The organism is Pseudonocardia autotrophica (assembly GCF_003945385.1).
Taxonomy (GTDB): domain Bacteria; phylum Actinomycetota; class Actinomycetes; order Mycobacteriales; family Pseudonocardiaceae; genus Pseudonocardia; species Pseudonocardia autotrophica.
In genome coordinates, this window is the sequence record NZ_AP018920.1 from 6,195,538 (window position 1) to 6,215,663 (window position 20,126).

Genomic DNA, 20,126 nt, shown 5'->3' on the forward strand with positions numbered 1-20,126 from the left:
GCGCGGACCACCACCCGCCCAACCCCCCGAACGGAGCACTCCATGGTCAACCCCGCTGCAGCCCGCGTCGCCGCCCGCGCGGCGTTCGTCCGGGCCACCACCGAGGCCAGTCCGGTCCGGCGCCGGCCCACCCCGGTTCGCGAGCGGCGAGACAGCATCCCGCCCGGCTTGGCCGCCTTCGCCGGCCCGCCGGCCCCGCCACGGTGCGAGGCCCCGCGCCGGTGGTGCCCGGCTGGCGCAGAGGTCTGCCCGTGCGCCCGTCGCCGAGGCGTCCCCGCCCCGGCCGAGGACCAGGCGGTGGCTGCGTGACCGCCCCGGACGGCGACGCCGTGCTGCCGGGCGCCCCGGACAGCCCTCGCGCGCGTGCGTACGTGCGCCCCGGCGCGCGCGGGACCAAGCTCGCCCATGTCCCCGCCGCCGAGCTGGCCGACCACGACGCCGACAGGACCGAGCTGCAGACGGCATACAACGGTCTCAGGACCGCGCTGGCGCGTCTCCGGCGAGCGAGGGACCCGAAGGCCCGGGCCACGGCCCGCGCGCTCACAGCGGCGACGGTGGAGACGCTCGGCGCCCTCACCGAGCGTGCCCGCGAGGCCGACCCGCGCCCTCCGCGGAAGGTTCGACTCCGTCAGGAGGGCAACGCCCTCATCGAAAAGGCCAACGCTGCACGTGCCCGGCGCGGGATGGGGCCGCTCGATGCCGACTGAGGACCGCCGGGAGCGACGCACCGGCGACCGCGACGTCGCCCGGGCACACGGACTGCTGCAGCGCCGATTTCGGCGCCTGCGCGACTGCTGGGACGAGGACGTCGAGCAGGACACCAACCGCCTCGCCGACGAGGCCGTCGCCGCCCTTGAACGGCTCGGCGCCAGGGCCGCGCTGATCGAGCAGCGCGCTTACCGCCAGACCACCGGTGCGACCCGGGCGCCGGCCATCCCCACCACCAAGGAGATCCCATGACCAAGCACAACCCCCGCGTCCTCGACGCCCTCGACCGCCTCGGCGTCGAGCGTGAGCGCGCCGCCGACCAGCGCCGCCGCACCACCGACCGTCAGACCCTCGACGGCGTGCCCGCCCGCCTCGCCGAGGCCCGCGAGACCTACCTCGCCGCCCTCCGCAAGGCGTACGACGTCGCCGCGGACGTCGAGGAGGTCGGCGCCGAGGCCGTCCGCCGTGCGTTCACCACCGCCGAGGGGGGCGCCCGTCAGGCTCTCGATGCTGCCCGCGCCGACGTCGAGCGGATCGTGACCGCCGAGCGCGAGCAGCAGGCCGCCGCGACCGACCGGCGCGGCACCGACGAGCGTCTCCTCGCCGAGCTGCAGGAATCGCGCGCCTGGTCGCGGGTGACCGCCCAGCTCGACGGCGGCCGCACCCTCGATGAGGTGCTCGCCGACGCCCGCGAGGCCGGCGACGCCGCCACCCTGCGCGCGATTCGGGCCGAGCTGCCCGCCCACGCCCGGGCGGTCCTCGGCACGAGCGACGGGGTGAGCGCCGGCGTCCCGGACCCGCGCTACCTCGGCGAGACCCTCGGCCAGGTCGACGACGCGCTCGTCGCTGTCCTGCCGGCTGCCGAGGCCAAGCCGATCCGCGACCGCCAGGCCCTCGACGCCGCCGAGGCCGCCGCCACCCGCGCGACGGAGTCGTTCAGCCGGGACCTCGGCCGATTCCGGGTCGAGCCGTCGCAGGCCGCCGCGGGCGCCGACGCCCCGACGGTGCTGCGCCGCGAGTGGAGCACCACCGAGATCGGAGGCAAGGCCCGGGTGCGCTCGTTCGGCGAGGATGGCGCGCTCGTCGACTCCGCGGCCGAGGCCGGCCCCGACACGGCCGCCTGACCGATCCCACCGGGGCCCGCCCGCGACACGCTCCGCGGGCGGGCCCCCTTCCTTCATCCCTGGCGAGGAACCCGCATCATGGCGGACACCCCCGACAACTCCCGGCGCGAGACCGTATCTCCTATTCACTGCTCAAGCGTCACGGAGCGTGAGATTCGGGCGATAATCGATCTTGAATAGTGCATAACGCTCTGACCTGCGAGAACGCGCGGAGCGGAAGCCTATAATCGATGTTATGTAAGATCCGCAGGTCAGAACGGCGTCATCGACGCATGACTATGCAAGTGCGTGAATGACCGGGCGGTCGCCGCCTACACCCGCGGTTCGATCTTGACGCCGCGCGGGTCGAAGTAGCCATCCTCGCTGTCGGCCGTCCACCCCCGCGGCCGGCCCTTCGGCGCGGGCAGGACCACCACCCGGAGCAGGTGGCGAACGATGGCCTTCCGGCGCGAGACCGGAGCCGCGGTCCATGCAGCCTGGACGTCGTCGGCGTCGGCCACCCCTGCGAGCGGAGAGACGCCCTCCGCGGCCGCAACGGCAAGGTCCAGCCGATCACCCTCGGCGCGTAGCTTCCGTGTCGCCTCGGCGAGCTGGGGGCCCGTGATCGCGCCGTCGGCGAACAGGGCGGCCAGCTCGCCGAGGCGCCCCTCGACGTCCGCCCGCTCGGCGAGCAGTTCGCCGAGATCAAGGCGAGCTGACTCGGGCGCGACCAGGACGCGAGCGTCCGGCCGCGACAACCGCCCGAGGACGACCTTGCTCACGAACCTGTCGAGTGAGGCGATGCGCCGCCCGAGGTGCCACCCGTTGCGACACACGTACGTCGGTCGCCGCTCGCCATCCCGAGCCTTCCCGCTCGCAGCCCGCATCGTCGTGCCGTCGTCGCAGACCCCGCACTCGAAGATCCCGGTGCCGAGGTAGAGCTCGTTCTTCGTCCACGGGGGACGACGCCCCTCCGCCGTGACGACCCGGACCGCGTTGCGCCACTGCGCCGGCTCGACGATGGCTCGCCACTCGGCGGAACCGACGACCTCGCCGTTGTGCTCGACGAGCCCTGCGTTGCGCGCCCGCATCACCAGCTTGCGGACTGCGCGGGCGTCCCACCGCCTGCCGGTAGAGGTGGTCACGCCCTCGGAGTTGAGTTCTCGCGCCAGCGAGTTGAGGGTCTCCCCTGCCGCCACGCGCACGGTCAGGTCGGCGATGATGCGCGCTTCCTTCGGTCGGACGGTCAGCCCATCCGGCTCGAACCCGAACGGACGTTGCCCGCCGCGGTACCGGCCCGCCGAGGCAGCCTGCGCCTTCGCTGACTTCTGCCGTTCGATCATGTGCTCGACCTCGTATCGGGCGACCGCGCCGAGTTGCCGGGCGACCATCCTCCCCGACGGCGTCGCAAGGTCGAGAGGGCCGGCCTTCACCGTGTGAACCTCGACGCCGTGCGGATCACATGCCGCGATCCATTCCTCCAACTCGGCCGGTGACCGGTGCAGCCGGTCGGTGTGCCAGCACAGCACGACGTCGACTCGACCGGCGCGCACATCGTCGAGCAGCGCGAGATAGCCCGGCCTGGCCTTGCCGCTGTAGGCGCTCAGATCGTTGTCGGTGTGGACCGCGGCGATGCTGACACCGACGGACTCGGCGAGTTCCCGGCAGTCCTGTTCCTGCCGTTCGACCCCTAGACCTGCGCCAACACGGTCGCGAGAGATGCGGACGTATACGGCTGCACGGCGGGAGGTCACACCACGATTATGTCCCCTCTACTTGACACCGTGCTAGATCGAGCGTGAGCAGGTCCCGGCTCTGCAGGTAGGGCCGGTCGACGAGGCCGACCGGTACCGGTGCCCGGCCCGCCGGGACGGGCGCCTGCAGCCCGCGCCCCGGCCGGACGACCGGTTCGCCGAGCACCGCGGTCAGCGGCGGCGGCTCCTCCAGCGGTGGCAACCACACCCGGTGTGCCCGCGGGCCGGGGCCGCTCACCGCGGCGACCACCCGGTCGAGCACGCTCGGTGCCCCGGCCCCGCGCCCGCGCCCGGCAGGTTCGGCAGGTTCGGCCGGCCCGGCAGGTCCGGCCGGGTCCGGCAGCACCACCGGCGCCACCGCGAACGGCAACGCGCGGCGTGGCCCGCAGGGCCCCCGGTAGCGCCCCGGCGGATCGTCCTGCGGGCCGGACACGTAGGCGGCCCGGAAGCGGACCAGCTCGTCGGTGCCCGCGGACAGATACGCCGAGCCGGGGGTCGGCGGGAGCAGGTGCGCGTCGGGCACACCGAGCACGGCGCGGGACTCGGCGGCGGAGAACGTCCGCAGCGCGATCCGGTAGGACAGGTGCGATTCCAGGCCGCGCAGCCGCCCCTCCTCCAGCCGCTGCGAGGCGAGCAGCAGGTGGATCCCGAGCGACCGGCCGAGCCTGCCGATCGTGACCATCAGGTCGATCATCTCGGGGCGCTGGGCGAGCAGCTCGGAGAACTCGTCGACCACCACCAGCAGCGACGGCAGCGGATCCAACGCCGCCCCGCCGCGCCGGGCCGCGTCGTGCTCGGCCAGCGAGGAGAGGTTCCCGGCGGCCCGCAGCAGCTCCTGGCGGCGGGTGATCTCACCGGCGAGCGCGTCGGCCATCCGGTCGACCAGCGTCAGCTCCTCGGCCAGGTTCGTGATCACCGCCGAGACGTGCGGCAGCCCGGCCAGCCCGAGGAACGTCGCGCCGCCCTTGAAGTCGACCAGCACCAGGTTCAGCTCGTCCGCGCCGGTGGTCGCGGCCAGGCCGAGCACCAGCGTCCGCAGCAGCTCGGATTTGCCGGAGCCGGTCGCGCCGATGCAGAGCCCGTGCGGCCCGGCGCCGCCCTGCGCCGACTCCTTCAGGTCGAGCAGCACCGGCCTGCCGGCGGCGTCGGTGCCCAGCGGCACCCGCAGCCGTTCGGTGGGGCCGCGGCGTCCGCGCAGCGCCGCGATCGCGCCCGGCTCCACCGGTCCGAGTCCGAGCAGCGGCCCCAGCCCGGGAGCCCGGACGTCCACCGGTCCACCCGGGCCGCCGGGATCGGCCGGGCCGTCCGGCCGGTAGCGCGCGAGCCGCCGGGCGAGCGCGCGGGCCTCCGCCCCGGTGACCGCGTCCGGGACCCCGACGAGTGACCCGCCGGGGCCGCCACGGCGCAGCGTGCGGACGCCGGTGGGCTCGGCGCCGACGGCGAGCCGCAGCACCGACACCGCGGGACGCCGTCCGCGGGCCGGGCCGATCCGCAGCACGGTGACCCCGGGTACCCCGGCCCATGCGCCGGGGGTGTCGGCGGCGCCGTCGAGCACCACCAGCAGGTGCCGGTCGCCCGACGACGGCTCGTCCACCCACCAGCGCCGGACCCGGTCCGGATCGTCGGTGACCATCCGGAGCGGGCCGATCGCGTCGGACCGGCTCGGATGCCCGGTGTGCGGCAACCACTTCACCCAGTCCCAGCGCCCGGCGGCCGCCCCCGGTGCGACGACGGCCAGCCGCGCGTCGTCCGGCCCGTGCCACAGCACGTACTGGACGACGAGGGCGCGGGCCAGATCGAGTGCCGCGTCGAGCCCGGCATCGGGGGCCGTATCGAGTGTCGCGCCGGGGTCGGGTTCGACCCAGATCGTCGCCGATGCCCTGGCATCCACCGCGACTGGCAGATCGTCCACCGTGGAGTGTCGCCGCAGGAAGCGGCGCAGCGCGAGCGCCGAGAGCGGTTCCAGGCTCTCCAGCGGACCGGTGTGCGGTGCGCTGAGCCGGGCGGCGAGCCGCTGGGTGCCGCGGCCCACCCGCAGCCGGCAGAAGTCGTCGTCGGCGGGGCGGCGCTCCCAGAGCCGGCCCGCGGCCAGCACGTCCGGCCAGGCACCCGGATCGGGGTGCACGGTCTCCAGCGCACGGCGCTGCTGCGCCGCGGTCTCCCGGGCCCGGCCGCCGAGCACCTCGAGATAACGCAGGTAGTCACGGCGGTCCTCGTCCATCGTCGCGGTGCGCGCCCCGGCGCCGCGCCCGCCGCCGGTGAGCAGCATTCCGAGTGCCGAGAGCGCGAACATCCCGCCGAACAGCCACGTCCCGGCCTCGCCCCGGCCGAGCACCACGAACAGCACCGCGCCACCGACCATCATCAGCGGCAGCAGCCGCTGGGCGAGCCCGCCGGGGACCGGCCGCTCCGGCTCCGGCGGCGGCTCCGGCACCAGCTCCCCGCCGGGCATCTCCGGCACCGACCGGCGTGGTCGCCGCAACCCGATCGTCCCGCCCACCGCAGACCTCCTCTGTGGACACGAGTTGTCCCGAACGCCCACGGCCGGGGCCGGGACCGGCGAATACTCGCAGCGCTCGGCCCGCTGCACGGCCGTTTCCGACAACTCCCCCGGGAGCCTGACCGTGACCCTCGTCCTGCCCCCACCCGTGGGCTCCACCACCGGACCGACCGGCCGCTGGGTGCGGCTGTCCGTGCTCACCCCGCGCGGACGGGCGGATCTGGCGCTACCCGCCGACGTGCCGGTCGCCGAGCTGGTGCCGATGGTGCGCGAGCTCGTCGGTGGCCCCGTGCACACCGGAGTTCCGGAGGTCTGGCGGTTCACCGGCCCGGCCGGCGGGCCGCTGCCGGCCGACGCGACACTCGACGAGCTCCGGGTCCGTGACGGCGAGCTGCTCCATCTCGGACCCGCGCGCCCGGCGCCCGCTCCCCCGGTGTTCGACGACGCCGCCGAGGCCGTCGCGCACGCCGTCGGCGAGGCCCGTGACCGGTCGGCCCCGGGCCGCCGGGGCGGGCTCTGCGCCGCGCTGCTCAGCACCGTCGCCGGCTGCGCGGTGCTGTCCACGGTCGCCGGGCCGGTGCGCCCGCTGGCCGCCGCCGCAGCGGCCGTCATGGCTGTCGCGGCGCTCGCGGTGGCCCACCGCTGCGCCCGGTCCGAGCCGGGCACCGGGGCGGCCGCGGCGCTGTGTGCCGTCCCGGCGGCGGCGACCGCGGGACTGTTGCTCGCACCCGGCCCGCCCGGAGCCGGTGCGCTGCTGCTCGCCGCCGCCGGCGCGGTGATCACCGCGGCCGTCGCTCAGGTGATCGCCCGGGCGGTGTCCCCGGTGCTGCTCGCGATCGCGGTCGCCGGGACCGGTACCGCGCTCGCCGCACTCGCCCGGTTGCTGCTCGACGCACCCGCCGGAGCCGTCGCCGCCGGCTTGGCCGCACCGGCGCTCGCGCTGGGGCCGCTGCTGCCGCGGCTGGCGCTGCGGCTCGCCGGTATGCCCGCGCCACCGGTCCCGGCCGACGCCGGGGAGCTCGCGGCCGCCGAGCGGATGCCGCCCGGCGACACGCTCGCCGTCCGTGCGGGACTGGCCCGCGGGCTGTACGCCGGGGTGCTCGCCGGGACCGCGGTGCCGGCCGCAGGTGCCGCGGTGGTGGCCACCGTGACCGGCGGCGTGGCCGGCTGTGTGCTGCTCGCGGTCACCGCGGCGGTGCTGCTGATGCGGGCCAGGGCGCTCGCCGAACCGGTCCCGGCCCAGGTGCTCGCGGGCACCGCGGTGCTGGCCGTCGCGGTGGCCGCCGTCCCGGCGGCCCTCGCGTTCGGCCCGGTGCCGCGGCTCGTCGCCGGGGCCGCCCTGCTGCTGGCGACGGCGATCGGCGCGATGGCGCTGCGGACGACGCCGTCACCGCCCGCCCGCCGCGCGCTCGACATCGCCGAGCTGGTGCTGACGGCCGCGGCGATCCCGGCGTCGCTCGCCGCGATGGGCCTGTTCAGCCTGGTCCGCGGGCTGTGAGGGGGACGCGGGCGGCCGCCGCGCGCACCGTCGGCGCGGTACTCGTCGGCGCCGCGACGGTGCTGGCCACGGCGGGTCCGGCGGCCGCGGATCCGGGCCCGCCGGGGCCCGCCGACGGGCTCCGGCAGACCGTCGAATGCACGCCGACCGGTCCCGGCGGCCCCGGTGCCGCGCCACCACCGTCACCGCCACCGGCCGGTCTGGCCACCGGCGCAGGCCAGCTGGTCGCGGTGATCGACACCGGGGTGGCGCCGCTGCCGCGGCTCGCGGGCCGGGTGCGCGGCGGCGGGGACTACCTGACCGGTGGCGACGGGCTGACCGACTGCGACGGCCACGGGACCGGCGTCGCGCTGATACTCGCCGGAGCGGCCGATCCGGTGACCGGGGGCGGTGCCGGGATCGCACCGGCAACGGAGCTGCTGTCGCTGCGCCAGTCGTCCACCCGGTTCGTGGTGGACGACACCGACGGGGCCGAACGGCCGGCGGGTGAGATCGCGACCCTGGCCTCGGCGATCGAGCGGGCCGTCGCACTCGGCGCGTCGGTGATCAACGTCTCGCAGGTGGTGTGCGTGCCCGCCGAGGTGGCCGACGACGCCGGCAGCGTCCTGCACGCGGCCGTCACCGAGGCCGTCGCCGCCGACGTACTCCTGGTCGCGGCGGCAGGCAACACCGACCCGTCGGGGACCTGTACCGGCGCCCCGGGCCTGCGGCCGCTGCCGGCGTCCTACGACGAGGTGCTGGCGGTCGGAGCGGTGGACGCCCTCGACGAGCCGGCCGGGTTCTCGATCGCCGGACCGTGGGTCGACGTCGCCGCGCCGGGCGTCGACCTGCCCGCTCCGGCCGGGCCGGAGGGCAGCGTGGTGAGCGGCACGTCGTACGCGGCGCCGGTGGTCGCCGGGACGGCCGCGCTGCTGCGCGAACGGTTCCCGATGCTCACCGCCGACCAGGTCGCCGGCCGGATCCTGGCGACCGCACGCCGCCCGGCCGCCGGTCGCGACGACCGGGTCGGTAGCGGGGTCGTCGATCCGGCGGCGGCCCTCACCGCGGAGCCGCTGCTGCTGGCCCCGCGGCATCGTGGCGGCCCGGCCGGTACCGCCCGGGTCCCGCTGCCCGTCGCGGCGCCGCAGCCGCCGGAGCTCCCCGCCGCGGCCGGGGTGGGCGCCGTCGCGGCGGCCGGGGGTGCGCTCGCACTGGCGCTCACCGCCGTGCGCCGCCGCCCCGCACACCGGGGCGGCGTCCCGGCACCCGGGTGGCCGGCTGCCTCAGCCGGGGACGTCGGTCGTGTCGCGGGCGTCCGCCAGGTCCAGCGATCCGGCCCTCGGCAGTAGCCGCACCAGCTCGGCCGGGGCGGCGCCCGGATCGGCGGTCCCGAGCGCGGCGGCCGTCGGATCGTCCGCGATGCCGAACACCGCCCCGGAGGACGCCAGCAGCCACCGGGTCCCGCCGCCGCCCCCGGCCGGGGCGGCGCGCAGCGGACCGGGGCCGGTCCGGGGCAGCACCACCTCGTCGAGCCGCTCACCGGGGCCGTCGGCCCCGGTGAGTGCCACCGGCACCGCACCGTCCGCGACCGGGGTCCGGTCGCCGAGGAACAACCCGCCCCGGCCGTCCCGCCAGGTCCGGCACAGCACCGGCGCATCGCTCACCCGCACCCGGGCGACGGGCCAGGCATCGGCGCCGGGCAGGCTCGCCGCGGGGGCCGACGCGAGCTCACCGGACGGGAGTTCCGCGGGGGCGTCCTGCCCGGTCCGGGCGAGCACGGCGCCGGCCAGGGTGACCGGGATCGGGGCCACGCCGTCGGCGGTCCGCAGGTGGTACCCGGCCGGTCCGCCGAGCGGACGATCGACCAGCACCTCCCCGGGATCCTCCGGCAGCCGCAGCGGCGGGCCCTCCGGGATCGCCGACAGCAGGCCGTCACCGACCCGGCGGATCCCGGCGCCGAGCAGGCCGAGGCCGTCGAGGGCGGCCCGGTCCTCCGGGTCGAGCCGGTGCCTGCGGTCATCGTGCACCAGGTAGGTCGCACCGCCGTCGACGCTCAGCAGCACCGCGGACGGCGGGCCGTCGGGTACCGCGCCGAGCGACCCGGCGAGCACGGTCGCGGTCCCCGGCCCGGGGCCGCCCGGTGCGCTGTCGCAGACCGCCCAGGCCGGCGGCACCGCGACCCCGTCCAAGGCCGCGCCGAGCGCTGCGGGCACCGCCGCCGGTGGGGTGCGGGGCGCACCGGCGAGCGCGGCGTCGGGCACCGCGACCGGTACCGCGTCCGCCCCGTCCGTGCGCCCGAGCGCGGCGAGCACCAGCCGTCCGCCGACCGCGTCCGGGACCGGGACCAGCCGCGGCGGGTCCGGGGTGACGGCATAGAGCACCCCGGACCGTTCCCCGCGGACCAGCGCGAGCCGCTGCCAGTCCGGCGCCGGATCGTTCCGGGCCAGCAGCGCGGTCACCCCGAGCGCCAGCAGCCCGAGGAGCACGCCGGCGAACACGGCGCGGCGCTGCGAGCGGAGCTGCTCGTGCAGCGGCACCGGATCGGCCCTGACCAGCGCGGCCTCCATCCGGCGCAGGCCGAATCGGTAGGCGTCCACCTGGTCGCGGGTGGTCGCCGGGGCCCGCTGCACGCGTGCCGCCGGACCGCCGCGGTCGGGATCGGAGCTCATCGCCCGGACGGTAGGCGGGCCTCCACCCGGCCGTGGCCGTTCGGCACACGCTGCGTGGAACCACTCCCCTGACCGGACGGTCCGTGGTCGTTGCCAGATCAACGTAGTTGCCCATAATGTGCCACAGCGTGATCACGCTGCGGAACATCGCGGTCCCGTTGCTGGCAGGCCTGGTCCTCGCGGGCTGTGCCGCACCGACGCCCGGGCCGGGCGAGGCGGCCCCCGGGGGCGACGGCACCACCATGACGCTCGCCGACGGCTACGAGCCCGACGACCTCAACCCACTGCTCGGGTACGGCTCGGAGGGGGCGAGCAAGTTCTACGACGGCCTGTTCGCCAGGGACGCCGAGCGGACACTGCAGCCGGCACTGGCCGCGGCCGCGCCGACCCCGTCGGCGGATCAGCGGTCCTGGACCGTCCCGCTGCGCCGGGGCGTCACCTTCCACGACGGCTCGGCGTTCGATCCCCAGGACGTGGTCGCGACCTACTCCGCGGTGCTCGATCCGGACCGGGCGGCGGCCATCCGGTCGAGCGTCCCGATGCTCGAGGGCGTCGAGGCCGTCGGTGACGACGCCGTCCGGTTCGACCTCGCCTACCCCTACGGCGCGTTCCCCGAGCGCCTGACCTCCGGGATCCTGCCGTCCGAGGTGCTCGACGGCGGCGGTCCGGTCGCCGATCTGCCGGTGAACACCGAGGCACTCGGGACCGGCCCGTACCGGCTCGTCGAGTGGCGCCGCGGCGACACGATGATCATGGAGGCGAACCGGGACTACTGGGGCGGGGCGCCCACGGTGAACCGGGTGACGGTCGTCTTCGCCACCGACGACAACACCCGCGCCCAGCGCACCGCCGCCGGCGAGTTCGACGGGACGGTGCTGCCGCCCGCGCTGGCCCGCCCGGTCGCCGAGCAGAGCGGCCTGGCGCTGCGCGAGCACGCCTCCGCGGACTACCGCACCATCGCGCTGCCGTTCGCCAACCCGGTCACCGCGGACCCGGCGATCCGGGCCGCGCTGAACCGCTCGGTCAACCGCGAGGGCATGATCGACGCACTGCTCGCGGGCCAGGGCGAACCCGCCTACCACCCGATCCCCGGCGTGCTCCCGGAGCTGGTCGAGCCGTCGGCGACGTTCACCCACGACCCGGCCGAGGCCGCCCGGATCCTGGACGAGGCGGGCTGGGTCACCGGGCCGGACGGGATCCGTGCCCGGGACGGGCAGCAGGCGAGCTTCAGCCTGATGTACCCGGCGACCGACACCGTCCGGCGCGATCTCGCGCAGGCGTTCGCCTCGGACGTGCGCGCCGCCGGAGTCGAGGTCCGGCTGGAGGGGCTCGGCTGGGAGGCGATCGAGCCGCGGATGGGGAGCGACGCCGTCGTGCTCGGCGGTGGGGACCCGTTCGATCCCGGGTTCAAGGCATGGCAGCTGCTGCACTCCGCGAACGCCGCGGACGGCTTCAACAACCCGGGCTCCTACGCCGACTCGCAGGTGGACGCGGCCCTGGACGCGGCACTGCGTGCCCCCGACGAGGCCACCCGGGTCGAACGGATCAAGGACTTCCAGCGGGCCTACGTGGCCGATCCCGGCATGGTGTTCCTGGCCTTCCTCGGTCACAGCTACGTCTCCCGGGACGCCTGGGACGGCTACGTCGAGGTCGTCGAGCCGCACACCCACGGCGTCACCTGGGGGCCGTGGTGGAACCTCGAGGACTGGACACCCCGGCGGTGACCGCACCGGTGGCCGCGGCCGCGCACCGCGGGCGCGGACGGGCCGTCGCCCGGCTCGTCGGGCTCCGGGTACTGCTCGGCGTGCCCACCGTGCTGGTGGTGGCGGTCGGGGTGTTCCTGCTGGCCGCGGCGTCCCCGTTCCGGCCGGTGTACCAGTACTTCGGGGTCGGGATCTTCTCGGCGAGCGACGCCGACATCGCGGCCGCCGAGCGGGCGCTCGGCCTGGACGGCGGGGTCTGGGTCCAGCTCGGCCGGTGGCTCGGCGGTCTGCTCTCCGGTGACCTGGGGCAGAGCCTGTCGATGCGCCAGCCGGTGGCCCAGGTGATCGCCGAGCGGCTCCCCTGGACGCTGCTCCTCGTCACCTGCGCGCTGCTGATCTCGCTGGTACTGGCGCTGGTCGCGGGGACCGTCGCGGCCTGGCGGCAGGGCGGCTGGTTCGACCGGGCGGTCACCGCCGTCGGGCACACCCTGGAGGGGCTGCCGCCGTTCGTGCTGGCGCTGGGTGCGATCGCGGTGTTCGCCGTGGCGTGGCCGGTGCTGCCGGTCGCCGGGCTCACCGATGCCGGGGCGGCGCCGACCGTTGCGCAGGTGGGCCGCCATCTGGTGCTGCCCGCGCTGGTGCTGGGGGTGTCCCAGACACCGTGGCTGGTGCTGCACGTCCGGTCGTCGCTGATCTCCTCACTGGACGACGACCACGTCACCGGGGCCCGCGCGCGCGGGCTGCCGGAGCGGGTCGTGGTGCTGCGGCACGCGCTGCCGACGGCACTGCTGCCGTTCGTGACGGTGCTGGGCAACCGGTTGCCCGAGCTGGTCACCGGGGCCGTGCTGGTGGAGACGGTGTTCTCCTGGCCGGGGATCGCCGCCGCCGTCGTGACGGCCGCGCTGGCGGTGGACTTCCCGCTGCTCGCCGCGCTGACCCTGCTCTCCGCGGTGGCGGTGCTGGCCGGTTCGCTGGTGGCCGACCTGACGGTGCTGATGCTCGATCCCCGGGTGGACGCCGATGTCTGAGCAGACGGGTCTCACCCTGCACACCGAGGCGCCGCGCCCGGCCGGCGAGTGGCGACCGGCCGGCCGGCCGCGGCCGGGATCGCCGCGCGGGCGCCGCGGGTCCGGCCGGAACCGGCTGATCGCCGGGGCGTCCGGGCTGAGCGTGCTGGTGCTGGGTGCGCTGCTCGTGCCCTGGCTGGGCGGGCTCGACCAAGGCGCCGTCGACTACGACGCGATCCGCCTGCCGCCGTCGGCCGAGCACCCGTTCGGCACCGACTCGGTCGGGCGTGACGTGCTGCTGCGCTCGTTCGCGGGGCTGTGGGTGTCGTTGCAGGTGGCGGCGGCCTGCGCGGTGCTGTCGACGGTGATCGGGACACTGTTCGGCGCGCTGTCCGGGCTGCTCGGCGGCTGGTACGACCGGCTGCTGATGCGGGTCGTGGACGCCGTGAACGCCGTCCCGCACCTGCTGCTCGGCATCGTGATCGTCGCGCTCTACCGGGGCAGTGTGCTCGCCGTGATCGCCTCGATCGGGCTGACCCACTGGACGACGGTGGCCCGGGTGGTGCGCGCGGAGATCCTGTCGCTGCGCGGTCGCCCGTTCGTCGACGCCGCGATCTCCGGTGGGGCCTGCAGGTGGCGGGTGCTGCGCAGGCACCTGCTGCCCGCGGTGCTGCCGCAGGCGGTGCTGTCCGCGGTACTGATCCTGCCGCACGCGGTCTGGCACGAGACCGCGTTGAGCTTCCTCGGACTCGGCCTGCCACCACATCTGGCGAGCCTGGGCACGATCCTCGGTGAGGGGCGCCAGGCGGTGCTGCTCGGGTCCTGGTGGATCGTGGTGTTCCCGAGCGTGCTGCTGGCCGCGACGACGCTCTCGGTGGCCGGGATCGCCGCCTGGTGGCGGGACCGCTCGCTGCCCCGCCGTCGTTCGGAGCAGGCGCTGTGAGCGGCCGGCCGGTGCTCGCCGTCCGCGGGCTCGACGTCGCGTTCCGGGTGGGCCGCGGCCCTCGGGCCCGCACGGTGCGCGCGGTGACCGACGCCGATCTGGACCTGTGCCCGGGACGGCTGACCGCGCTGGTCGGCGAGTCGGGCTGCGGCAAGTCGGTGCTCACCGAGGCGTTGACCGGGCTGCTGCCCGGCACCGCCTCGGTCCGCGGCCGGGCGACGCTGTCCACACCGGACGGGCCGCTGGAGCTTCTCGGCGCCCCCGAGCCGGCCCTGCGCGACCGGGTCCGCGGCCGGTTGCTGGGGCTGGTCCCGCAGTCGGCGGCCACCCATCTCACCCCCACCCGCACCGTCGGGGCGCAGCTGCGCGAGGCCGTCACCCGGCTCGGCACGCCCACCTCCGCCGCGGAGCTGCTGGCGCGGGCCGCGCTGCCGGCCGACGTCGCGACGCGCTACCCGCACGAGCTGTCCGGCGGGCAGGCCCAGCGGGCCGGCCTCGCGATGGCGCTGGCCGGGGACCCGCCGGTGCTGCTCGCCGACGAGCCGACCGCCGGGCTGGACCGGCCGCTGGTGGAGCACGTCACCGGGCTGCTCGCCGGGCTGGCGGCGGAGGGCCGGGCCGTCCTGCTGATCACCCACGACCTGCGTGCGGCACGTGCCGTCGCCGACGACGTCGCCGTCATGTACGCGTCGCGGCTGGTCGAGACCGGCCCCGCGGACGGCGTGTTCACCGACCCGTGGCATCCGTACACGGCCGGTCTGCTCGGGGCGCTGCCGGACGCCGGGTTCACCCCGGTCCCGGGGCATCCACCGGAGCTCTCCGCGCTGCCCGAGGGCTGCGCGTTCGCCCCGCGCTGCCCGGCCCGCGACGACTGCTCCGGCGATCCGGTGCCGGTCCGCCGCGGCGACCGGACGGTCTCCTGTCACCGGCCGGTGGGGTGGGCGTCGTGAGCCTGCGCGCCGAGGCGGTGACCGCGGGCTGGCGGCCCGGGCAGCCGGTCGTCGACCGGGTCGACCTGACTGTGGAACCGGGCACGGTGCTCGGGCTGGCCGGGCCGTCGGGCTGCGGGAAGTCCACCCTGACCAGGGTGCTGGCGCTGCTGCACGCCCCGTGGTCGGGCACCGTGTCGGTGGACTCCGAACCGGTACGCCGTTTCCGGTTCGATGCTCCGGCGGCGCTGCGCCGGCGGATCGGGGTGGTCTTCCAGTCGCCGCGTGCCGCGGCCGATCCGCGGCTCACCCTGGACCGGATCGTCGCCGAGCCGCTGCGCGCCGCCGGCCTGCCCGGCTCCGAGGTCGACGACCGGGTCGCCGAGGTCGCCCGGCTGGTCGGGCTCACCACCGAGCTGCGCTCGCGCCGCCCGCACGAGGTGTCCGACGGACAGCTGCAGCGCGCCTGTCTCGCCAGGGCGCTGGCGCCCCGGCCGGACTACCTGCTCTGCGACGAGATGACCGCGATGCTGGACGCCTCCACCACCGCGGCCCTGGTCTCGGTGGTATCGGCCGAGGTGTCGGACCGCGGACTGGGGGTGCTGGCCGTCAGCCACGACGAGCCGCTGCTCGCCGCCTGGGCCGGCCGGGTGCTGCGCCCCTGGTCCTGATCGGCTCCGGGCGAGCCTCAGGCCTTGTCGTTCAGCGCCGATGCCACCGGGCCGAGCGGCGGGGCCCACTCGCGGATCTGCACGTCGGAGATCACGCCGGCCGCGTTGTAGGGGTCGCCGTCCACGATGGTCTGCACCGCGGCCCGGTCGTCGGCCCGGAAGATCAGCAGGCCGCCCGCGGGCTCGTCCGGCGCCCAGGCCCCGGCGACCAGCATGCCGGGCTGTGCCTCCAGGTAGGCCCGGTGCTCCGGGCGGACGGCGAGCCGCCGGTCGTGGTCGTCGGTGTAGGTGTAGAGCACGGCGAAAGTCGTCACGGTCCCCACCCTAGGTCACTCACCCGACGATCCCGATGTCCTCGTTCCACAGCTCCGGGTGCTCCCCGACGAAGGCGGTCATCAGCGCCACGCAGCGTTCGTCGTCGAGCACCCGCACCCGGACACCGTGCTCGGCCAGCCAGTCGTGCCCGCCGTGGAACGTCCGGGCCTCGCCGACGAGTACCGCGCCGATCCCGAACTGGCGGACCAGCCCGCAACAGTACCAACACGGCGCCAGCGTGGTGACCATCGTGGTCGCCCGGTAGTCGCGTTGCCGCCCGGCGTTCCGGAACGCGGCGGTCTCACCGTGCGCAGACGGGTCGTCGTCCTGGACCCGGCGGTTGTGCCCGCGGCCGAGCACCTCGCCGTCCGGCCCGATGAGGGCGGCGCCGATCGGGATCCCGCCGGACGCCAGCCCGGCCCGGGCCTCGGCGATCGCGACGTCCAGCCAGCTCGGATCCATCGGGCGAACCTACTGCCCTGGCGGATCCACCGCTCTGCCGATCCGGGTAGTCATACGGAAACCCGACAATGAGAACGAACGGCATCATCCGACCATGTCACCGACGTGGAACGTCCTACTCCAGGTCACCGCCCTTCTCGCCGCCGCTGTCGTGCGCTTCAGCGCGGACGGATTCCTGCTGCTCGCCTTCCTCATGCTGCTGGTCGGGCCGCTGCTGCTGCTCGTCCCGCCCGTGCTCGCAACGCTGTACCTGCGCCACCGCTCGCTGCCCGCGGGACTGACCGTGCCGTTCGTCGCCCTGGTGCCGTTCCTGCTGGTGGCAGCCCTGTTCACGACCGACAACCGTGGATACGGACGGGTGGCCGGGATCCTCGAGATCAGCGGCCGCGGCGGCGAGCCGGTCCCGGACTGGTTCCGGCTGCTGGGCAACGCCGCAGCGATCGCCTACCTGGTCTGTCTGGTGTGGCTGGTGGTCGCGGCCGTGCGTGCCCGCCGTGTCTGACCGGCCGCTGCTACGCCCCGGCGACCCGGATCTGCCGGGTCGTCTCAGCACGTGCGGCGAGCTCATCGTCGGCCGGGTAGTCGACGCCGGTCAGCGACAGCCCGTGCGGCGGCGCCACCAGCACCTCCGACGCCCGCGCCGTCCGGGTGAGCAGTGCGGCGGGCCAGTCGACTCCGCGATGCCCGCGGCCGACCTCCAGCAGCGCGCCGACCAGGCTGCGCACCATCGAATGGCAGAACGCGTCCGCGGACACCGACGCGACGAGCACCTCCGGCTCGCCGTCGGCGGTCGCCCACTCCAGGCGCTGCAGCGCCCGCACGGTCGTGGCCCCCTCGCGGCGCTTGCAGAACGCGGCGAAGTCGTGCTCGCCGAGCAGCAGCGCCGACGCGGCGTTCATCGCGCCGGGATCGAGGGCGTGCGGCCAGGCCACGGTGTCGCGCGCGCGCAGCGGCTCGGCCCCGTACGGCGCGGTGCCGACCCGGTAGCGGTAGTGCCTGCGCAGCGCCGAGAACCGGGCGTCGAAGGCGTCCGGTACCCGGGTGATCCCGTGGACCCGGACGTCGGCGGGCAACAGCCGGTTGAGCCGCCGGAGCAGCCCGTCGACCTGCGGATCGAGCTCGCCGGGCAGGTCGACGTGGGCGACCTGGCCGGACGCGTGCACCCCGGCGTCGGTGCGTCCGGCCACGGTCAGCCGCAGCGGCACCCGCAGCACGGTGGACAGCGCATCGGTGAGCACCCCCTGCACCGTGCGCCGGTCGGGCTGCGCGGCCCAGCCGGAGAAGTCGGTGCCGTCGTAGGCGATGTCCAGCCGGACCCGGAACGGGTCGGCAACGCCGACGGGCCCGCCGTCCGGCTGGACGGCGGGCCCGTGGGCGTGGTGCGACCGACTCAGGAGTCGGACCCCTGCTGCGACGGCGGCTTCGCGAAGCCGGCGGCCTCGGCGGCCTCCTCGCTGGCGAACCAGACCTCGGCCACGGTCCGGTCGTAGTGCGACGAACCGGGGACGTGGTAGAGCATCGAGTCGGCGTTGCCCTTGATCTCGAAGCCCTCCGGGGCCTGCGCCGGGTCGTCCAGCGGGGCGTGGCTGCCCTCGCCGTACGGAGCCTCGGTGCTCTCCTCGGCAACCGTCTCCGCGGAGGTGTTCTCCTCGGTGACGGTCTCCTCGGCCGTGACCTCGTCCGCCGGAGCGGAGGTGGCCTCGTCCGCCGGGGCGGTGGCCTCGGCCTGCGAGGCGGCCGCGCGACGAGCGCGGTTCGCCTCGTCGGTGACCGTCTTCTGCTGGACGAGCTCGATGACCGCCATCGGGGCGTTGTCGCCCTTGCGCGGCATCGTCTTGGTGATCCGGGTGTAGCCACCGTTGCGGTCCGCGAAGAACGGGCCGATCTCGGTGACGAGGCGGTGCACGACCGACTTGTCGCGGATCACCTTCATGATCTGGCGACGGTTGTGCAGGTCGCCGGCCTTGGCCTTGGTGATCAGCCGCTCCGCGTACGGACGCAGCCGCCGGGCCTTGGCCTCGGTGGTGGTGATCCGGCCGTGCTCGAACAGCGAGGTCGCCAGGTTGGCCAGGATCAGCCGCTGGTGCGCGGGCGACCCGCCGAGGCGGGCCCCCTTGGTGGGCTGGGGCATGGCTACAACTGCTCCGTTTCTGCGTAGTCCTGACCGTCGTCACCGAAGGTGCCGGGGTCGAACCCGCTGTCACCGTCGGCACCGTAGTCGCTCGCCGCCGCCGACGGGTCGAACCCGGGCGGGCTGTCCTTGAGTGCCAGGCCGAGACCGACGAGCTTCATCTTGACCTCGTCGATCGACTTGGCGCCGAAGTTGCGGATGTCGAGCAGGTCCGCCTCGCTGCGGCCGACGAGCTCGCCGACCGTGTGGATGCCCTCGCGCTTGAGGCAGTTGTAGGAGCGGACCGTGAGGTCCAGCTCCTCGATCGGCATCGCGAACGCCGCGATGGTGTCCGCCTCCTGCGGGGAGGGGCCGATCTCGATGCCCTCGGCGTCCACGTTCAGCTCGCGGGCCAGGCCGAACAGCTCGACCAGGGTCTTGCCGGACGACGCCAGCGCGTCCCGCGGGGTGATGGACGGCTTCGACTCGACGTCGAGAACGAGCTTGTCGAAGTCGGTCCGCTGCTCGACTCGGGTCGCCTCGACCTTGTAGGTCACCTTCAGCACCGGCGAGTAGATCGAGTCGACCGGGATCCGGCCGATCTCGGCGCCGGTGGCCTTGTTCTGCATCGCCGGGACGTACCCGCGGCCCCGCTCGACGACGAGCTCGACCTCGAGCCGGCCCTTGTCGTTCAGCGAGGCGATGTGCAGGTCCGGGTTGTGCACGGTGACACCGGCGGGCGGCACGATGTCGCCCGCGGTGACCGCTCCCGGGCCCTGCTTGCGCAGGTACATGGTCACCGGCTCGTCCTCCTCGGAGCTCACGACGAGCTCCTTGAGGTTCAGGATGATGTCGGTGACATCCTCCTTGACCCCCGGCACGGTGGTGAACTCGTGCAGGACGCCGTCGATCCGGATGGACGTGACGGCGGCGCCGGGGATGGACGAGAGCAGCGTCCGGCGCAGGGAGTTGCCGAGGGTGTAACCGAAGCCCGGCTCCAGCGGCTCGATGACGAACCGGGACCGGGTCTCGGTGACGACGTCCTCGGTGAGGGCGGGTCGCTGAGAGATCAGCATGGGGATGTGCCTCCTTCGCACCTGCGACAACCGCTATTTGATGTCGCAGTGAAGACCGCCGCCCCTCCCTGCGGGGCGGCGGGATGTCGAGCTACTTCGAGTAGAACTCGACGATGAGCTGCTCGGTGACCTGGGTGTCGATCTGAGCGCGCTCGGGCAGCTGGTGGACCAGGATGCGCAGCGTCGACGGAACGACCTGCAGCCACGCCGGAACCGGCCGCTCGCCCTGGGTCTCCCGGGCGATCACGATCGGGTCCGTGTTCCGCGACTTCTCGCGGACGTCGATGATGTCGTAGCGCGAGACCCGGTAGCTGGGGATGTCGACGCGCTTCCCGTTGACCAGGAAGTGGCCGTGGTTCACCAGCTGGCGGGCCATCCGCCGGGTACGGGCGAGACCCGCCCGGTACACGACGTTGTCGAGGCGCGACTCGAGGATCTTCAGCAGCTCATCGCCGGTCTTGCCCTCCCGGCGGTGCGCCTCCTCGTAGTAGCCGCGGAGCTGCTTCTCCTGCAGGCCGTAGCCGAAGCGCGCCTTCTGCTTCTCCTGCAGCTGCAGCAGGTACTCGGTCTCCTTGATCCGGATCCGGCCGTGCTGGCCGGGCGGGTAGGGACGACGCTCGAACGCCTGGTCGCCGCCGACGAGGTCGGTCTTCAGTCGGCGCGACTTGCGGGTCATGGGGCCGGTGTAGCGAGCCATGG

The 20,126-nt window shown here is 75.2% G+C and carries 20 protein-coding genes; 11 read left to right on the forward strand and 9 right to left on the reverse strand.

What is annotated here, in order from left to right; translation table 11 throughout:
• The first annotated feature begins 305 nt into the window (after positions 1–305).
• The 3 genes from Pdca_RS28680 to Pdca_RS28690 are packed head-to-tail and all read left to right on the forward strand — an operon-like array spanning position 306 to position 1,832.
• A complete protein-coding gene (locus Pdca_RS28680; protein ID WP_085912623.1) occupies positions 306–707 on the forward strand; it encodes a hypothetical protein in 402 nt (133 codons plus the stop codon).
• Complete coding sequence (locus Pdca_RS28685) at positions 697–960, forward strand: hypothetical protein (RefSeq protein WP_125911603.1); 264 nt, start codon at positions 697–699, stop codon at positions 958–960. Before Pdca_RS28680 ends, Pdca_RS28685 begins: the two co-directional genes overlap by 11 nt.
• Complete coding sequence (locus tag Pdca_RS28690; RefSeq protein ID WP_085912621.1) at positions 957–1,832, forward strand: hypothetical protein; 876 nt, start codon at positions 957–959, stop codon at positions 1,830–1,832. Before Pdca_RS28685 ends, Pdca_RS28690 begins: the two co-directional genes overlap by 4 nt.
• Positions 1,833–2,143: 311 nt before the next feature.
• Here Pdca_RS28690 and Pdca_RS28695 read toward each other — a convergent pair whose 3' ends face one another.
• Both Pdca_RS28695 and eccCa read right to left on the reverse strand, forming a co-directional pair.
• Positions 2,144–3,565, reverse strand: coding sequence for a recombinase family protein (locus Pdca_RS28695; protein ID WP_085912620.1), 1,422 nt, complete (start codon positions 3,563–3,565; stop codon positions 2,144–2,146).
• 7 nt (positions 3,566–3,572) lie between these two features.
• Positions 3,573–6,065 (reverse strand): type VII secretion protein EccCa, encoded by a 2,493-nt coding sequence (eccCa, locus tag Pdca_RS28700; protein WP_232021261.1) that lies wholly within the window; start codon positions 6,063–6,065, stop codon positions 3,573–3,575.
• A 124-nt stretch (positions 6,066–6,189) separates the two neighbouring features.
• Between eccCa and eccD the strand changes: the two genes are divergently transcribed.
• Complete coding sequence (gene eccD, locus Pdca_RS28705; RefSeq protein ID WP_158092134.1) at positions 6,190–7,563, forward strand: type VII secretion integral membrane protein EccD; 1,374 nt, start codon at positions 6,190–6,192, stop codon at positions 7,561–7,563.
• Positions 7,560–8,891, forward strand: a complete 1,332-nt coding sequence (gene mycP / locus Pdca_RS28710; protein WP_085912618.1) for a type VII secretion-associated serine protease mycosin — start codon at positions 7,560–7,562, stop codon at positions 8,889–8,891. Before eccD ends, mycP begins: the two co-directional genes overlap by 4 nt.
• Here the strand turns inward: mycP and eccB are convergent.
• Entirely contained in the window at positions 8,826–10,211 is a 1,386-nt protein-coding gene (gene eccB / locus Pdca_RS28715; protein WP_085912617.1) for a type VII secretion protein EccB, read from the reverse strand. The genes mycP and eccB overlap by 66 nt on opposite strands.
• Positions 10,212–10,339: 128 nt before the next feature.
• Between eccB and Pdca_RS28720 the strand changes: the two genes are divergently transcribed.
• From Pdca_RS28720 to Pdca_RS28740, 5 genes are read left to right on the forward strand one after another with little or no spacing between them, the layout of a single operon-like run.
• Positions 10,340–11,935 carry an ABC transporter substrate-binding protein gene (locus Pdca_RS28720; protein ID WP_232021262.1) on the forward strand — a complete coding sequence of 532 codons (1,596 nt, stop codon included), beginning with the start codon at positions 10,340–10,342 and terminating at the stop codon, positions 11,933–11,935.
• The gene (locus Pdca_RS28725; RefSeq protein WP_232021263.1) at positions 11,932–12,942 is read left to right on the forward strand and encodes an ABC transporter permease; all 1,011 of its coding nucleotides are present in this window, start codon (positions 11,932–11,934) and stop codon (positions 12,940–12,942) included. The genes Pdca_RS28720 and Pdca_RS28725 overlap by 4 nt, the downstream gene beginning before the upstream one ends.
• Entirely contained in the window at positions 12,935–13,864 is a 930-nt protein-coding gene (locus Pdca_RS28730; protein WP_085912615.1) for an ABC transporter permease, read from the forward strand. Before Pdca_RS28725 ends, Pdca_RS28730 begins: the two co-directional genes overlap by 8 nt.
• Positions 13,861–14,814, forward strand: a complete 954-nt coding sequence (locus Pdca_RS28735; RefSeq protein ID WP_085912701.1) for an oligopeptide/dipeptide ABC transporter ATP-binding protein — start codon at positions 13,861–13,863, stop codon at positions 14,812–14,814. The genes Pdca_RS28730 and Pdca_RS28735 overlap by 4 nt, the downstream gene beginning before the upstream one ends.
• Complete coding sequence (locus Pdca_RS28740; RefSeq protein WP_085912700.1) at positions 14,811–15,464, forward strand: ABC transporter ATP-binding protein; 654 nt, start codon at positions 14,811–14,813, stop codon at positions 15,462–15,464. Before Pdca_RS28735 ends, Pdca_RS28740 begins: the two co-directional genes overlap by 4 nt.
• Positions 15,465–15,481: 17 nt before the next feature.
• Here Pdca_RS28740 and Pdca_RS28745 read toward each other — a convergent pair whose 3' ends face one another.
• Both Pdca_RS28745 and Pdca_RS28750 read right to left on the reverse strand, forming a co-directional pair.
• Entirely contained in the window at positions 15,482–15,778 is a 297-nt protein-coding gene (locus Pdca_RS28745; RefSeq protein ID WP_085912699.1) for a YciI family protein, read from the reverse strand.
• A gap of 19 nt (positions 15,779–15,797) precedes the next feature.
• Complete coding sequence (locus tag Pdca_RS28750; RefSeq protein WP_085912614.1) at positions 15,798–16,241, reverse strand: nucleoside deaminase; 444 nt, start codon at positions 16,239–16,241, stop codon at positions 15,798–15,800.
• 94 nt (positions 16,242–16,335) lie between these two features.
• On the opposite strand from Pdca_RS28750, the gene Pdca_RS28755 reads away from it, so the two are divergent.
• Complete coding sequence (locus Pdca_RS28755; protein ID WP_085912613.1) at positions 16,336–16,743, forward strand: hypothetical protein; 408 nt, start codon at positions 16,336–16,338, stop codon at positions 16,741–16,743.
• A 10-nt stretch (positions 16,744–16,753) separates the two neighbouring features.
• On the opposite strand, the gene truA is transcribed toward Pdca_RS28755, so the two are convergent.
• The 4 genes from truA to rpsD form a co-directional block, all read right to left on the reverse strand.
• Positions 16,754–17,551 (reverse strand): tRNA pseudouridine(38-40) synthase TruA, encoded by a 798-nt coding sequence (gene truA, locus Pdca_RS28760; RefSeq protein ID WP_197720136.1) that lies wholly within the window; start codon positions 17,549–17,551, stop codon positions 16,754–16,756.
• An 80-nt stretch (positions 17,552–17,631) separates the two neighbouring features.
• The gene (gene rplQ, locus Pdca_RS28765) at positions 17,632–18,372 is read right to left on the reverse strand and encodes a 50S ribosomal protein L17, sunset domain variant (RefSeq protein WP_085912612.1); all 741 of its coding nucleotides are present in this window, start codon (positions 18,370–18,372) and stop codon (positions 17,632–17,634) included.
• A gap of 2 nt (positions 18,373–18,374) precedes the next feature.
• Positions 18,375–19,427 carry a DNA-directed RNA polymerase subunit alpha gene (locus Pdca_RS28770; RefSeq protein ID WP_085912611.1) on the reverse strand — a complete coding sequence of 351 codons (1,053 nt, stop codon included), beginning with the start codon at positions 19,425–19,427 and terminating at the stop codon, positions 18,375–18,377.
• A 91-nt stretch (positions 19,428–19,518) separates the two neighbouring features.
• Complete coding sequence (gene rpsD / locus Pdca_RS28775; protein ID WP_085912610.1) at positions 19,519–20,124, reverse strand: 30S ribosomal protein S4; 606 nt, start codon at positions 20,122–20,124, stop codon at positions 19,519–19,521.
• Between the last annotated feature and the right edge of the window lie 2 nt (positions 20,125–20,126).

Bases quoted from the DNA above. Each gene is read 5' to 3' on its own strand.
- Pdca_RS28770 (WP_085912611.1), bottom strand. From the start codon at position 19,427: ATGCTGATCTCTCAGCGACCCGCCCTCACCGAGGACGTCGTCACCGAG.
- rpsD (WP_085912610.1), bottom strand. From the start codon at position 20,124: ATGGCTCGCTACACCGGCCCCATGACCCGCAAGTCGCGCCGACTGAAG.
- eccB (WP_085912617.1), bottom strand. From the start codon at position 10,211: ATGAGCTCCGATCCCGACCGCGGCGGTCCGGCGGCACGCGTGCAGCGG.
- Pdca_RS28690 (WP_085912621.1), top strand. From the start codon at position 957: ATGACCAAGCACAACCCCCGCGTCCTCGACGCCCTCGACCGCCTCGGC.
- rplQ (WP_085912612.1), bottom strand. From the start codon at position 18,372: ATGCCCCAGCCCACCAAGGGGGCCCGCCTCGGCGGGTCGCCCGCGCAC.
- Pdca_RS28755 (WP_085912613.1), top strand. From the start codon at position 16,336: ATGTCACCGACGTGGAACGTCCTACTCCAGGTCACCGCCCTTCTCGCC.
- Pdca_RS28730 (WP_085912615.1), top strand. From the start codon at position 12,935: ATGTCTGAGCAGACGGGTCTCACCCTGCACACCGAGGCGCCGCGCCCG.
- Pdca_RS28685 (WP_125911603.1), top strand. From the start codon at position 697: ATGCCGACTGAGGACCGCCGGGAGCGACGCACCGGCGACCGCGACGTC.
- Pdca_RS28750 (WP_085912614.1), bottom strand. From the start codon at position 16,241: ATGGATCCGAGCTGGCTGGACGTCGCGATCGCCGAGGCCCGGGCCGGG.